14 protein-coding genes are annotated in these 14,923 nt (G+C 46.8%); 3 read left to right on the top strand and 11 right to left on the bottom strand.

Annotated elements, in window-relative coordinates; all coding sequences use genetic code 11:
- Positions 1 to 155: 155 nt before the first annotated feature.
- From BMW79_RS30775 to BMW79_RS30795, 5 genes are all read right to left on the bottom strand, one after another.
- Positions 156 to 1,283, bottom strand: coding sequence for a cysteine desulfurase family protein (locus BMW79_RS30775; RefSeq protein WP_089902637.1), 1,128 nt, complete (start codon positions 1,281 to 1,283; stop codon positions 156 to 158).
- Between the two features lie 178 nt (positions 1,284 to 1,461).
- Complete coding sequence (locus tag BMW79_RS30780) at positions 1,462 to 2,193, bottom strand: LytR/AlgR family response regulator transcription factor (protein WP_089902640.1); 732 nt, start codon at positions 2,191 to 2,193, stop codon at positions 1,462 to 1,464.
- Entirely contained in the window at positions 2,190 to 3,479 is a 1,290-nt protein-coding gene (locus tag BMW79_RS30785) for a sensor histidine kinase (RefSeq protein ID WP_089902643.1), read from the bottom strand. The genes BMW79_RS30780 and BMW79_RS30785 overlap by 4 nt, the downstream gene beginning before the upstream one ends.
- A 191-nt stretch (positions 3,480 to 3,670) precedes the next feature.
- A complete protein-coding gene (locus BMW79_RS30790) occupies positions 3,671 to 4,012 on the bottom strand; it encodes a DUF4907 domain-containing protein (protein ID WP_177192396.1) in 342 nt (113 codons plus the stop codon).
- The gene (locus BMW79_RS30795) at positions 4,005 to 5,000 is read right to left on the bottom strand and encodes a Kelch repeat-containing protein (RefSeq protein ID WP_177192397.1); all 996 of its coding nucleotides are present in this window, start codon (positions 4,998 to 5,000) and stop codon (positions 4,005 to 4,007) included. The genes BMW79_RS30790 and BMW79_RS30795 overlap by 8 nt, the downstream gene beginning before the upstream one ends.
- 295 nt (positions 5,001 to 5,295) lie before the next feature.
- Between BMW79_RS30795 and BMW79_RS30800 the strand changes: the two genes are divergently transcribed.
- Positions 5,296 to 6,585: a DUF4270 family protein gene (locus tag BMW79_RS30800; protein WP_177192398.1), complete on the top strand. Its 1,290-nt coding sequence runs from the start codon at positions 5,296 to 5,298 to the stop codon at positions 6,583 to 6,585.
- A gap of 8 nt (positions 6,586 to 6,593) precedes the next feature.
- The gene (locus BMW79_RS30805) at positions 6,594 to 7,823 is read left to right on the top strand and encodes a porin family protein (protein WP_143059305.1); all 1,230 of its coding nucleotides are present in this window, start codon (positions 6,594 to 6,596) and stop codon (positions 7,821 to 7,823) included.
- A gap of 64 nt (positions 7,824 to 7,887) precedes the next feature.
- Here BMW79_RS30805 and BMW79_RS30810 read toward each other — a convergent pair whose 3' ends face one another.
- A complete protein-coding gene (locus BMW79_RS30810; protein WP_089904467.1) occupies positions 7,888 to 9,252 on the bottom strand; it encodes a GH1 family beta-glucosidase in 1,365 nt (454 codons plus the stop codon).
- Positions 9,253 to 9,461: 209 nt separating this feature from the next.
- On the opposite strand from BMW79_RS30810, the gene BMW79_RS30815 reads away from it, so the two are divergent.
- Positions 9,462 to 10,508 (top strand): formylglycine-generating enzyme family protein, encoded by a 1,047-nt coding sequence (locus tag BMW79_RS30815; RefSeq protein WP_089902658.1) that lies wholly within the window; start codon positions 9,462 to 9,464, stop codon positions 10,506 to 10,508.
- A 57-nt stretch (positions 10,509 to 10,565) separates the two neighbouring features.
- Here the strand turns inward: BMW79_RS30815 and BMW79_RS30820 are convergent, their stop codons facing one another.
- The 5 genes from BMW79_RS30820 to BMW79_RS30840 all read right to left on the bottom strand — a co-directional run bounded on the left by BMW79_RS30820 (position 10,566) and on the right by BMW79_RS30840 (position 14,916).
- Entirely contained in the window at positions 10,566 to 11,075 is a 510-nt protein-coding gene (locus BMW79_RS30820) for a DsbA family protein (protein ID WP_089902661.1), read from the bottom strand.
- Position 11,076: 1 nt separating this feature from the next.
- Positions 11,077 to 11,538: a peroxiredoxin gene (locus tag BMW79_RS30825; protein WP_089902664.1), complete on the bottom strand. Its 462-nt coding sequence runs from the start codon at positions 11,536 to 11,538 to the stop codon at positions 11,077 to 11,079.
- Between the two features lie 111 nt (positions 11,539 to 11,649).
- Positions 11,650 to 13,254, bottom strand: coding sequence for a M56 family metallopeptidase (locus tag BMW79_RS30830; protein WP_089902667.1), 1,605 nt, complete (start codon positions 13,252 to 13,254; stop codon positions 11,650 to 11,652).
- 13 nt (positions 13,255 to 13,267) lie between these two features.
- Positions 13,268 to 13,627: a BlaI/MecI/CopY family transcriptional regulator gene (locus tag BMW79_RS30835; protein WP_089904470.1), complete on the bottom strand. Its 360-nt coding sequence runs from the start codon at positions 13,625 to 13,627 to the stop codon at positions 13,268 to 13,270.
- A 149-nt stretch (positions 13,628 to 13,776) separates the two neighbouring features.
- A complete protein-coding gene (locus BMW79_RS30840; RefSeq protein WP_089902670.1) occupies positions 13,777 to 14,916 on the bottom strand; it encodes a redoxin domain-containing protein in 1,140 nt (379 codons plus the stop codon).
- Between the last annotated feature and the right edge of the window lie 7 nt (positions 14,917 to 14,923).

Below are 14,923 nucleotides of genomic sequence, written 5' to 3' on the forward strand. Positions count from 1 at the left end.
TCGGAACATTACAAACCGGGATCAATGTAAAATATACACAATCATGCTGTAAACCGGTATGGAACTGCCATCTGAGGTAGGCTGATACCTGCCCTAAAACGACGAAGCCGTCCGGCATGGTAGCTGGACGGCTTCGCTATGAGGTATTTTGCTGATTACATCAGTTCGGTCAGTTTGGCTACTACCTGGTCTACTTCTGCTTTGGTGTTATTTTTACAGAAAGAGAAGCGAACCGCAATCTGGTTAGGATTGCTATTGATGGCGCGAATAACGTGAGATCCGGCATTGGCGCCGGAGGTACACGCACTGCCACCGGAGGCGCAGATGCCGTTGATGTCCATGTTGAACAGGATCATCTCCGTTTTTTCTGACTTAGGGAAAGCCACGTTCAGGACGGTGTACAGGCTGCGGCCGTGGAGATCACCATTGAAGGTCACTTCCGGAATGTGTTTTTGCAGCTGTTCTGCCATGTACATACGCAGGCCATTGATATGGGCACTGTGTTCGTCGTGGTGTAAGGTAGCCAGTTCCAGTGCTTTGGCGAAACCAATGATGCCATACAGGTTTTCTGTACCGGCGCGCATATTGCGTTCCTGGCTGCCTCCCTGGATGAAAGGCGTTATTTTAACGTTTTCGTTGATATAAAGGATACCCACTCCTTTAGGGCCATGGAACTTGTGTCCGGCGCCGGTAATAAAATGTACGGGGGTGTTGCGCAGGTCGAACGGATAGTGACCTACGGTTTGCACGGTGTCGGAATGGAAGATGGCATCAAACTCTTTGCAGAGGTTACCTACAGCCTGCATATCGAGCAGGTTGCCGATTTCATTGTTGGCGTGCATGAGGGTCACCAGGCAACGCTCTGTGGAGTTTTGCAGGAGTTCACGCAGGTGGTCCATATCAATATGGCCGCTAGGCAGCACATTGACAAAAGAAAGGGCTACCCCATCGTGGTGGTGCAGGTACTCTACGGTGTGCAGGGTGGCGTGGTGCTCAATCGGCGAAGAAATGATATGCTTGCAACCGAGGTCTTTTACTGCCGCGTTGATGGCGGTGTTGCTGCTTTCTGTTCCGCCGGAGGTAAAAAAGATTTCTCCCGGATGCGCGTTCAATGTTTTGGCGACTGATTTACGTGCATTTTCGATACCCAGCCTTGATTCCCGTCCATAAGAATAGATAGAGGAAGGGTTGCCGAATTTTTCCGTCATAAATGGCAGCATTGCTTCCAATACCGCCGGGTCCAGCGATGTGGTTGCTGCATTGTCGAAGTATATTCTTTCCAATGTCTGGTGGTTTTTGATAAAAGAATAATAATTAATGGTGGTTGGTGGTCTTGAAAGGAAGCAAAGTTCCGAAAATTTTGGGATTTTGCATTTCGCATTTTTTTAAACGGAAAGAAAAGGGGGAACAGCGTGCAGCACGCTGTTCCCCCTTTATTGGCATCCCCGGAGGGGAAATATATTAGGAATTTCTGTTAATCACATCATAAAACCGGTCGCGGTAGCCATCTGAAATGGGGATGGACTGGTTGGCGATCATCACGGTATTTTTTTCCACACAGTTTATTTTATTGAGTGAAACCAGGTAGGAACGGTGTACCCGGATAAATTTATCGGCGGGTAAACGGGTTTCGAATGATTTCAGGCTGCGCAGTGTGAGTACGGGCAGATTATGCGTATAAATTTTCGTATAGTCTTTAAGTGCTTCGATGAAAAGAATATCTTCCAGGTTGATCTTAATGATCTTATATTCTGTTTTGATGAAGATGTAATCGTTGACCCAGGCCGCGTCCATGGGGATGGCGTTATTACCGGCGCTGACGTTTTTCTGCTGGGACACCGACCAGGTTTCGCTGGCTTTGGCGGCCGCTTTCAGAAAGCGTTCAAAAGGCACGGGTTTCAGGAGGTAATCTACTACGTCCAGGTTAAAGCCATCGAGGGCATATTCTCCATAAGCGGTAGTAAATACCACCATGGGCGGATATTTGAGGGATTTCAAAAACTGGATACCGGTAATATCGGGCATTTTAATGTCGAGAAATACCAGGTCTACCGGTTCATCCTGGATGAAACGCAACGCGGTGGCTGCATTTTCGAATTTACCAGCCAGGGTAAGAAAAGGTACCTTACGGATGTAATCTTCGATGATTTCCAGCGCCAGCGGCTCGTCATCCACTGCAATACACTTTATCATTTGTTCAACACAATTTTAAGATCAACAATAAATTGGTTTTCCGTTTCCGTCATATCGATCTCATGTTCATGCTCATAGAGCAGCGCCAATCTTTTTAATACGTTATCCAGGCCAATTCCGCCCCTTTCGGCCACCCGTTCTTTAAAGTGACTGTTCTTAACCGTTAATCTGATCATATCTTCAGTTGTAGCAATATCTATATCTATAAAGGAATCTTCGGTGTAACTGATTCCGTGTTTAAAGGCATTCTCCACAAAAGGCACCAGCAGCATCGGTTCTATCTGCACTCCATCGGCATTGCCACTTAACCGGTAGTTGATCTCTATATCCTTCGGCAACCGCAAACGTTGAATCTCGATGTAATCATGCAGGTATTTCAGTTCATGCGACAATAACACCCGGGCTTCATTGGACTCATAAATCATGTACCGCATAATGGTTGACAACTTCAGAATCGCGTGTTCCGTTTGCGCCGACTGTTTATGTGCCAGCGAGTAAATAGTATTCAGACAGTTAAAAAGGAAGTGAGGATTAATCTGCGACTTTAAAAATTTTAATTCCGCATTCAACTTCTCCACTTTCAGTTCCTCCCGTTGTTTCTCGCTTTTAAACCATTCGAGCGCTATCTTTATAAATCCGCTCATAAACAACATCAGCAAAGCAAAGAATCCCGATCGTCTCAATACTTCCGGGAAAAAAAGATATTCCAGCAGGCTTGGTGCGTCCGCTTCCACGAGGGTAGGAACCACTGGTTGTACGGCTCCATAGGCAAGGCTTCCGGTAGCAGGCGCAGTAGCGTCTCTGGTGGCCAGTTTAGCAGGAATGGCATCTCCTGCTGGTACTGGTTCCTCGTTCAGGTCCGCATTCCTCATCATCATACGACGACGGTGAAACGGTGGAAAGTTATCAGATGTTACTTCTGAATTGTTAAATCTTTTGTCCATCCGCAAAGTCATCATCGGAGGAAGCCGGTGCGATATGTTTCGGAAGAAATAATAATTTAAGGCTGCCTGTTGCGCTGTAATAAAAACGATCAGCAAAACAATGCTGCAGAGATAGATCATGATCTTTTTTCCGTTGAAGAAACGGGGGATCAGTACATAAATATTCAGGTAAAAAATACCAATGAGAAAGAGGTTATCAATGAGTTCCTTTATAAAGAAACCTGTATGAAGAATCTGGATACGATAGATGAAAAAGGGGAAAAACAGAAAGCACGTCCAGCCCAGGATGTGCAGTGAAATGAGGAAGGGACGACTTTTGATAATCCGTTTAAAATTCAGCATCGTATTGTTTGATGCGATAAACTTACACCAGATAGGGTTAGGCTTGTGTTAAAGTTTGTTAATCCGCTATAAGGGATTGTTAAATTTAATAAAGAAATTAAAAACAGCTTAAAATAGCTAAATACGGGCCCTGTCTTTCCCGGTATAAAACGGAAAGACAAAACCCGCATTCAAATATTTTAATGCTTCACTTATTGGGCTTCCGGTATGTGCAGGGCTAGTAATTCTTCCTGCGACATAGATGGAATTTTGTGGTTCATTAATTTCTGTACCACTACATTTCCCACCTTCAGCGCATTTTCCTTTGAACGGAAAGTGCGGTGGCCATCAACACCCGGAATCATATCCTGGTAGATATAGGGGCGTCCGTCGATTTTCACCTGGTATCCCCATCCATCACGGATCTGGAAGGCTTCCGCCTCTATGGGTACCATATCAGCGTCATGATTGGTACGCTGATAGGAAAACCCTGTTACTACTGCCAGCACGATCAGCGTGATGCCACAAAAAGTGATGATATTACGTTTAGTCATTTTTATTATACTCTGCGTTTGGATCAAATTCCCAGGTATCATCGAACGGTTGGCTGGAACTGGTACCCAGTGTTACAAAACCACGGTCTTTTACGTTAAAGCCGGTAGATCCTGAACGTGCAGCTCCTTCAAAGTCTGTTTTCTGTATCCAGCGGTCGGTGCCTGGTGTATATTCCCACACAGCGGCGGAATAACCACCTTTAATACCGGAAACGATGTATCCTTTACCTTTTATAGCGAAAGCGGCGGCGCTGCTACCTGCGAAATTGTAGGCATCATCGAAGCTGTCATCGCTTACGTTGGCAATCGGGTTGAGCTGCGTCCAGGTTTGTGCATCGCCATCAAATGCGTAGAAATCGGTTACAGGAGAAGAGTTGGCAGTACCCATACAAACATATGCCTTGTTACCGATCACAAAAGCGGAAGCATCTGTTCTTTTACCGCTGTTGAAGCTTTGCGCCTGGTTCCAGGTATTGGTAGCCGGATCATATTGCCAGTTGTCCTTTAACCAGTTACCATCGTAACCAGTGGTGATATATCCTTTATCTTTCAGTGCAAAAGACACCGCACCATAGCGGGCAGTACCACCAAATGCGGCTTTTTCCGTCCAGGCATTGGTAGCCGGATCATATTCGTAGAAGTCTTTCAGTTTGTTTAATCCGTCGTACCCTGTACCCACGTAGCCTTTTCCTGCCATTGCCATACCCACCGCACCATTACGGGCAACGCCCTTAAATGATGTGATGTTTGTCCATAAGTTCGTGTCTACATTGTACACCCAGAAATCCTGTTTTCTTTCTGTACCATCATACCCGGTTCCAACGTAGGCTTTATTATCAATTACGAACGAAGCAGCTGAACTTCTGGCTACACCATCATATTGCCCCCGCTTAATCCAGTTCCCAACCAGTGTAGTGGAGTTTGAACCTTTCGAACAGGCCGCCAGGGAAGCCATCAATAATAAACTATAACCTTTTAAATATCGCATTAGCATGTTCTTTTTACTATAGCCAAAATTATCCGCAGGAGCATTCCGGCAAACAGGAAATAGCTGTTCCCCTGTTTTTAGCGGACGGATAACGTTATTTCATCTACCAGTTGGATTCTTTGGCCCGAAATGCTGGTTGCAGTGCTATTGGCGGCATAAAGGATATATTTCGTTATTCATCGATAAATTTTGGCTGTTGGCATATTAAAGGAACTGAAAGTATCGATCCTGTCTAAAATTGCGCACCATGAACAATACCATGTATCATTTATTTTTCAGGCGTTTAACAGGGAGTATGCGAAGGTACTTTCCGGTAATTTTAGTGGTGGCCGCCATCTCCTCCTGCCAGAAAACGGGGTTTTCTTATAACAATATTGTTGATAATAATCAGAATACAGATTATATTCTCACCGATACCCTTACCGTAAGGGTAAAAACCATCCAGCAGGATTCTGTACCTACTTCCAGCCAGAACATTCTGCTGGCGGGTAAAAGGGCCGATCCGATTTTTGGAACGTCCACGATACAGTCGTTTTTCCAGATTGCACAGCCGGCGACGATAGATATACCCGCTAACGGTTCAAAATATGATTCCATGGTGCTTATTATGCACCCCAATGGATATGTAGCCGGAGATTCAACGGTACCGCAGCAACTCCAGGTTTACCGGGTTACTTCCAACATTGTAATCCCTCCGACTTACTATTATCTGTATAATAACAGCAACTTCTCCACAGAAAGCACTCCCATAGGAAGTTACAGTGGTATTATCCGCCCTAAAACGGATAAAATAGTGACCATTCCCATGTCGGATCAACTGGGTAACCAGCTCTTTACCATGCTGCGTGATAAGAGTCCTGATATTACTGCCAACAATACATTTATCGAATTCTTTAAAGGACTGAATGTAAGAGGAGGTCCGGGCAGCCAGGCCGTTACCGGCTTCGCAGCCACAGATACCGGCCTCGTGATGCGGTTATATTACCACATCAACGAAGCCATTACCACCGTTAAATACGTAGATTTCAAAATGCAGGCTTCCAACCTGCAATTTAACCAGGTGATTGTGGACCGTACCGGCACACCACTGGCGGCACTCACTGGTAATGTCAGGGAACTGCCTTCAGAAAACACCAACAATATTGCCTATACCCAAACACTCACGGGATCGGCTATACGACTGGATATTCCCTATATCAAAAACCTGGTATACCTCGGCCAGTTCTTTAAAGTCATGAAAGTATATATGACACTCAAACCGGTTACCGGCACCTACGATATCAACGACCGGCTGCCGCCCAGAATGGTGCTCTCAGAAGTGAATAAACTGAACCAGGTAACCGATACCCTTGCCTATGGCCAGCTGACAGTAGATAAACTGTATGACAAAAATACCAACTATACTTTCGACATCACCAACTATGTTATCAAAGAGCAAACTGTATCGGATTTAAATTCCCGTGGATTACTGCTCAGTCCAAGCGCGACAGATGGCAGAACATCCCTCGACAGACTTGTGATCGGTGATCAGAAAAATTTACAGAACCAGCTCAAAATACAGTTATACTACCTGTTGTATAAATAAAGGAACTCATGCGAATAAAAATATATAGCAGTTTAGTAATAATCCTGTTGTGCGCTGCGACCGTGAAAGCACAACGTGGCCTTAATTCCATTTACTCTGCTTATGGCATAGGAGACCTGGAAACAAGGGATTACAGCCGCAATTTCGGGTTGGGAAGCACGGGTATTGCCCGTCGCCACTCCGGTTATCTGAACGAACTCAATCCTGCTTCCTACAGTGCACTTCCAACACAGAACTTTATGTTTGATGTATCACTGAAAGCACAACAGGTAAACTATACCGGTACCAATATTTCTCAAAGTGCAGGCGATATCAATTTCAAACGGGCAGCACTGGGATTTAAAGCAGCCTCCTGGTGGGGCATTGGTGCGGGTATTACGCCATTCAGCACCATCGATTACAAACTGCTGAATCAGCAGTTCATAACGGGAACGGGTACACCGGTTACTGCTACAACCACCGGTACCGGCGGTTTTAACCGGGCTTATATTTCCAATGGATTTCAGCTTAACAAACATTTTTCTGTAGGCGTATCCACCGCCTTCCTCTTTGGCCCGCTGAATGTTACCAACTATGTTGGTTCCGATTCCACACAAACACAACACAATAAATACGGCTTCAAACCCAACTTCACCGCGGGTGCACAATACACCGGTAAAATAACCAAAGACTGGCAACTGGGAATCGGCGGCACCTACCGCTTCGAAACCAAAATGAAGCTGCAGGATAAACTGAATATCGTGAACCAGGATGGTACGGTATTATATACCAAAGATGGTGAGCCTTCCTGGTTTACACTGCCGGCAGAATATGGTGCAGGATTAAGTCTTACCAACGGTACTATTACCTGGGTAGCTGATTACCGCCACCAGCTCTGGAACAGCCTGAATGAAAAAGGTACTACCTATCGCTACCAGGATGGCGAACGTTATTCTACCGGTTTAGAATACGCCATCAAACGCCAGTACTATAATCAGAGTTTTGAAGGCGCGGTGTTACAGGCCGGATTCAGCTACACAAAAACGCCCCTGGTAATAGGCGACACACAAATCTCGGACGTTTCCGGTACACTGGGCGTATCATTGCCTAATAAAAACGGGCAACTCAGGTATTATGTAGGACTGGAAGCGGGGCAACGGGGTGCTACTGGCGGCGCATTGGTAAAAGAGACCTATGTAAATGCAGTATTTAATTTCAGTTTACGCGATATCTGGTTCTTTAAGCGCCTGGCGCAATAGCCGGCTATACACCAGCAACAAAAAAGGAAGACCGATGGTCTTCCTTTTTTGTTTTGTAAATATCTTATTCCTCCGGCGACAGCAACTCCCGGAACCAGTAACCGGAGTCTTTGATCATCCGTTGTTGTGTTTCGAAATTCACATATACAAGGCCGAAGCGGGCACGGTAGCCCTCGGCCCATTCGAAGTTATCGGTAAGGGTCCAGGCAAAATAGCCATCTACCGGAATTCCTTCCTGCCGGGCTTTTAATACAGCAGCCAGGTATTCCTGGAAATAACTGATACGTGCGGTATCCGCAATACGGCCATCAGTGCCGGGTAAATCAGGAAAAGCGGCGCCGCCTTCTGTAACGATCAGTTTTTTAACGCCATCGTAGGCGGCAAACTGACGGAGCACTTCGTACAGCCCGTTGCCGTTAATCTCCCAGCCCAATCCTGTGAGTGGTACATTCCTGTACCGTGCTTTTACTTCCGATATTTTAACCACTGGCATAAAAGTATTGTACTTCACGACCAGGGGGAAATAATTCTGGACGCCGATGAAATCAAAATCAAAGGCCAGCCGGTCCCAATCACGCCACAGCGCATATCTCCGCTCTATACGTTTGAGCAGGGGGAAATCATCTGTCGGGTAGCCCATACCCAGGGAGGGTTCGAGAAACAGGCGGTTAAACAACGCATCTGCACGGCGGGCCGCCTTTACATCCGCTTCACTATTGGTATTCGAAATAATCTGCGAACAGGACAATGCGGTGCCGATATTGGCGCCGGATACTTCCTCCCGGAGTACCCGTCCTCCTTCCGCCTGCGCCATCACCGCATGGTGCACTGCCGGCAAAAACCAGGACAAACCGAATTTCCCGGGGGCGTGTACCCCCAGCATATAACCCAGCGCTGTAAAGCCAAAAGGCTCGTTCATCACGATCCAGTTCTTTACCTTATTGCCAAACTCACGGGCGCATACCCGTACAAATTCTTCAAAAGCAAAAACAACCCCCCGGTGGGCCCAACCGCCTTTATGTTCCAGCGCCTGGGGCAGATCCCAGTGATAAAGGGTCACATAAGGCTCCAGTCCCAGTTCCAGGCAGGCGTCTATTACCCGGTGGTAAAAGTCGATGCCGGCCGGGTTCACCGCACCCGTGCCCTTAGGCATGATACGTGACCAGGACAATGAAAAACGGAACACCGAAAAGCCAAGTAGTTTGGCCAGCAGTATATCTTGTGTGTAGCGGTTATAAAAGTCGGTCGCTGTCTGCGCGTGGCTTTTATCTTTGATCTTTCCCTTGCGGCCGGAGAAAGTATCCCAAATAGAGGGTCCTTTGCCATCTGTATTGAAGGCACCTTCATTCTGAAAAGCAGAAATAGTAACACCCCAAAGAAAATCATCCCCGAAATCCTTGCGTGTAAAGGGAACGGCAGTTTTTTGCATACGCAATACCTGTAATCCGGGGGCCAATGCTTCCCGTAACAGGGTGCAGTTTACAACAGTTTTCGGGGAAATTTAATTATATAATTGTTAACGGCCACTTTTACACTTTACCGGATGACCTGCAAAGGGGATCCACTTCTGCCGAAAATAAAAAAATCATCGGTTGAATTTATTATTTTTGATACCCTAGTAAAACGATAGACAATCACATGAAAAAGATATACCTGGTGCTTGGAGTAGCGCTGATAAGCGCCTGCGCGGGCAATCCTGGCAAACAGGGTACCACTGCAGCGGACAAGGATTCATTGAATAAAATGGTATTGATCCCGGCAGGCAGCTTTGCCATGGGCGCTGACGATTCTACCGGTATGCCGGATGAATATCCTAAACACACGGTGGCTATTCCCTCCTTCTGGATGGATGAACATGAAGTGACCAATAAAGAGTTTGCCCAGTTTGTAGCCGCCACCGGTTATGTTACTACAGCAGAAAAACCCATCAGCAAAGAAGAACTGATGGCCAGTTTGCCTCCCGGCACTCCAGAACCCGACAGCGCCACGCTGGCCGGTATGACGCTCCCAGGCGCCCTGGTATTTACGCCACCGGACCATGCCGTTCCTTTCAATGATATTTCCCAGTGGTGGTCATTTGTGGCGGGTACTACCTGGCAACACCCGGAAGGACCCAACAGCAACATCCATAACCGGGACAATGAGCCCGTTACACAGGTGTCGTGGCTCGATGCACAGGCATATGCCAAATGGGCCGGGAAACGCCTTCCTACAGAGGCGGAATGGGAATACGCCGCCCGTGGCGGACTGTCCGGTAAAATATATCCCTGGGGAGAAGAAGCCCTCACCAGCGGCAAACCAAAAGCCAATACCTGGAACGGGAATTTCCCTTATCATAATACTAAAACAGATGGTTACTATGGACTGGCGCCGGTAAAATCGTATAGCCCTAATGGTTATCAGCTGTATGATATGTCCGGAAATGTATGGGAGTGGTGTGAAGACTGGTACGATGCCGCTTATTATGTCCAGGGGGAAAAAGGCGTGAAAGCACCTGCAGGTCCTGTTACGGCCAATGACCCAGATGATCCCGGCCAGGCTAAACGGGTGATCAGGGGCGGCTCCTTTATGTGTAGTGATGAATATTGCCGTGGTTATCGCGTATCTGCCAGGATGAAAAGTACACCGGAATCCGGCCTTGCCAACCTGGGCTTCCGTTGTGTGCGTTCAGCGGATGCTAAATAATCGCCGGAATAGCATCGGCAGCCCGGAAACGAGGATAATTTCCGGAAAACGGGCATATCAGCTATCAAGAAAAGAAGATAATACCCGGTAGTCGCCGTTATAGCGTTTGCCATCCAGGTAAAAAGTGGGCGTACCGTTTACCCCGCTGCGGACGCCACTTTCAAAGTCGGCCTCCACTCTGCTCAACAGCGCCGGCGACTCCATATCGTCTGCAAATTTGCGCAGATCCAGGTCAAAATCAGCCGCCAGTCGTAATAAGAACGCCTCGTTTAATTCAGGCTGGCGGTTGTAGATCGCATCATGCATTTCCCAGAAACGATTTTGCTTTGCGGCTGCTTCGGCTGCCAGGGCTGCGTCCATGGCAAATTCATGTGCCTCTGACAAAGGGAAATTCCGGAATACGAAGCGGAGCTTGTCCGCAAAACGTTCCTGCAATTGCTTTACCACAAAAAAGGCTTCCCGGCAATAAGGACATTGAAAGTCGCCGTATTCTACCACTTCAATCGTTGCGTCAGGCGCCCCGATAATATGATCCAGTGCATTTATGGGTGGGATCAGGGTGGGCATATCAGTTGGTTTTTAGATTTTCCAATGCGGCCAGGATACCATCTGCGCCCGGGTTTTCATTGACAGGCGATAAATAGCTCCATTGAATGATGCCATTGGCGTCGATCACAAACAGCGCCCGCTGACTGAGTCCTCTTTTTTCTTCATACACGCCATAAAGCTTTGCGACAGCTCCTTTAGGTTCAAAATCGGAGAGCAGATCGAAGTGAATCTGCCGGGCACTTGCGAAAGCAGCATGGCACCAGGCGCCATCCACGGAAATGCCGAGTAGTATGGCGTTGTACTTATCGAAATAATGCAGCATCTCATTGTACAGAGCCATCTGATCGCTGCATACCGGGCTCCAGTCGGCCGGGTAAAAAGCCAGGATCACATTTTTTCCCCGGAGATCCTTTAAATGGACCATTTTTTCCGGGGTGGCGCTTAAAGTAAAATCGGGTGCGGTATCTCCTTTCTGTAACATAAGCTGTGGGATTGTTAGACCTATATAAACAGCCGCGACTGGATAATGTTGTGCAAAAACAAAAATGCCACGGTGGCGGACCGTGGCTTTTTGTGCTATAAAGAGCAATTATTATCTTACGAAAATGGTATCAGCGCTGATAGAATGATCATCAGAAACCGTTATGGAGTTTCCTTTGGTGGTGATCAATATAACCCCATTAGGCTGAGGCTTTCCTTTAAACATGGTAGCACTGCCTCCTTTAAGAACGTTCACTGTTTTGATTTCACCCGGAGGTATGGCGTTGGCAGCTTCGCGGGATGTTTCTTTACCGTCTACTACTACCAGCACACCAGCCGGAATGCCTTGCCCCTTTCCGTTGTTATTTCCTCCATAACCGATTACCTGGCCCTGTGGTTTTAAACTGATAGTGATCTTGTTAGCAGTATCGGACCCCAGGTCTGACAGTTGCACAGGCACCACAGTGATTGCGCCTTTCTTGGTGGTTACCTGTATGACCCCGTTTCTTCCACGTTCGCCATAAATGGCCACCGCAGACTGGTCTTTCAGCACATTGATAGATTCAATACCGTTGGGTGAAATAGATTCAATAGAAGGTACCACCTTACCATCCACTACATAGAGCGGTGCTTTGGAAGGGTCGTCCACGCGGAGCGTAAGCGCATTGCCTCGCGGTACGGGGTCCTTTACTATTACCGGCGGAGGTAATACAACATCTTTCACAACTGTTGGCGGCGCCAGCTTTGCATCTTTTGGTGGCTTTGGCGCCTTTGGTGGTGGCGGTGGCGTTTTCGGTGCTGATGGTGGCGGCGGTGGAACGGTATCTTTGACGTTGGCAAAAGGAATAACGGATGTGGCTTTTGTATAATTCAGCGACAACACGGTCCCTCCAACCAGCAGTCCTAATACCAGGTAACGTGCCACCTGATAACGTGATGACTTTTTGCTGTTCATCATGATGATCCTGTTTTTAAGATGTGAGAAATTGAAATTGTTTGCGATGGCCGTCGCATATGGGATCCCACTTACTTTTATCAGATTGTATTGATAGGCGGTTTTATCGATGCCCTGTTTGAGCAGGTATCTGTCTGTAATAAATTCCAGGTTCTCGCGGATAGCTGTTTTCATGAGCCATGCACCGGGATTGAACCAGTAAAAAATATTGTTCAGCTCTCCCAGTACCACATCCACGCTATGCCATTGGCCTACGTGTACCATTTCATGACGCAGAATAGACGGCAGTTCATCCGGTTGATGCAGGGAGGGGTTGATATAAATATTGCGGAAGAAAGAAAAAGGATTTACCGGCTGTTCCAATACCTGCACTGGTGTATCCGCTATTTTACTGTGCTGTGAGCTCCGGTGAATTTTCCAGAGGGAAAACAACTGGATACCAAAGCGTATAGCCATTACTGATACCCCTGTCCAGAAAATGTATACCAGCAATGTCCAGATGGTGAACACCGGCGCTGGCGCCTGCCAGGCCGACAAATCCGGGATATAGGTCATGACACTGCCCGCCAGCACTTCATGTTTATTGATAAAGGTATCGATAGGTACTAAGGGAAACAAGGATGAAAATGCAATACCCGTGAGTAGGAATACCCTGTTGCCGGTATAAAAGGTGAGCCTCCGCAAACCAAAACGGTAAGCGAGAAAAAATAAAGTCAGTGCGATATTTGCCTTTAACAGGTATATTAAAATAGCAGGTACCATAGCCAGTAGTTTATTATTTACCTTTTTCTATCATGCTGATAATTTCCTTTAACTCTGCCGGACTGATCTTCTTTTCCTTTGCGAAAAAGGATACCAGCTCCTTGTAAGAGTTTTCGAAATAATCTTTTACAAAGCCATTCATAAAACGTTGTTTATAGGCGGCTTCTTCCATGATAGGCGTGTATTCATATACGTTACCCATCTTCCGGCTTTCCAGGAACCCTTTCTTTTCCAGGTTCTTGATGGTGGAAGCCAGCGTAGTATACGGCGGCACCGGAGCGCTGTGCGCTTCCAGAAAGTCTTTCACAAAACCTTTCCCTACTTTCCAGATAGCCAGCATGGCTGTTTCTTCTTGCTGGGTCAGTTTTTCCATAAACAACATTATATTTTAATTACGATCCTTTCGTAAATCTACGAACATTTCGTAGATAAACAAATATTTTTTTCGGGAAAAAAGAAAAAGGTGCACAGGATGTATTCCTGTGCACCTTTTTATAATGTTATCTCCCGAAGGGGGAATAATTATTTCAGAATTTCTTCCAGTTTAGACGCGAGTTCATCGCCACGGAGGTTTTTAGCCACGATCTTTCCTTTAGGATCGATCAGCACATTCTGCGGAATAGCACGAACGCCGTAGAGGTCTGCTGCTGCATTTTTCCAGCCTTTCAGGTCGGAAACATGTGTCCAGGTGAGCTTGTCGGCATCAACTGCTGCCAGCCACTTGTCTTTTTTATCATCCAGGGAAACGCCCAGGATTTCGAAGCCTTTGGATTTGAATTTATCGTAAGCCTTTACCACGTTCGGGTTTTCTGCACGACAGGGACCGCACCAGCTGGCCCAGAAATCTACCAGTACATATTTGCCACGGAAAGAAGAGAGACTGATGTTTTTGCCTGTTGCATCTGCCTGTGCAAATTCAATAGCAGGCTGGCCTATCGCCGTTTTACGGGCAGATTCCAGGCGTTTGGAAAATTCTTTACCGGAAGGAGAATTCTTTGCCTCTTTGCTCAGTTTCTTAAACAGCGGCGTGATTTCAGCAGGTTTCAGATCGTATCCGGCTACCTGGTTCAATACGAACATCGCTATCGGGGAGTTGGTATTTTTAGAAAGAAAATCATTCTCTATTTTCTTCTCTTCTGCATCCAGGGCGTCATATGCTGCTTCCAATTTCTTGATACCTTCTTCGTCCTTGTTCTTGGCGAGTTCACGGTATTGATTCTGCAAGGCGGCGCCTTTCTCATTCACGTCTTTCAGCTGCTCATTCAACTTTTTATAGTCGTCGTTGGCTTTGGAACCGGTAACAGTGGCTTTGCTGATAGAATCGGTAGTGTTGATATTCACCGTTCCTTTATCCATAAATACGGCCAGCATATCGCGGCCCATAGATACCGGTTTTTCGCTGCCTTTCTGCACCAGCATCAAACTTACCAGTGCCGGCTCTTCCAGCGTACCATTGAAGGTAAACTTACCCTCTTTGATCTGGGCGCTATCTACAAAATTTTCACCGCCTTTACGCATTCTGAGGTAAACGGTAGCGGGGGTTTGTTGCTGGGAAACAGTTCCCTGTATAGTGTAAGGTTTACCGGCAGCCGTTCCTTTCTTGTCCTGGGCAAACAATGCCACCGGGGCTAAAAGGGCAATACCTGCAATAATTTTTTTCATTGGTTTT

The sequence above is a fragment of the Chitinophaga arvensicola genome (assembly GCF_900110835.1).
Classification (GTDB): Bacteria; Bacteroidota; Bacteroidia; order Chitinophagales; family Chitinophagaceae; genus Chitinophaga; species Chitinophaga arvensicola.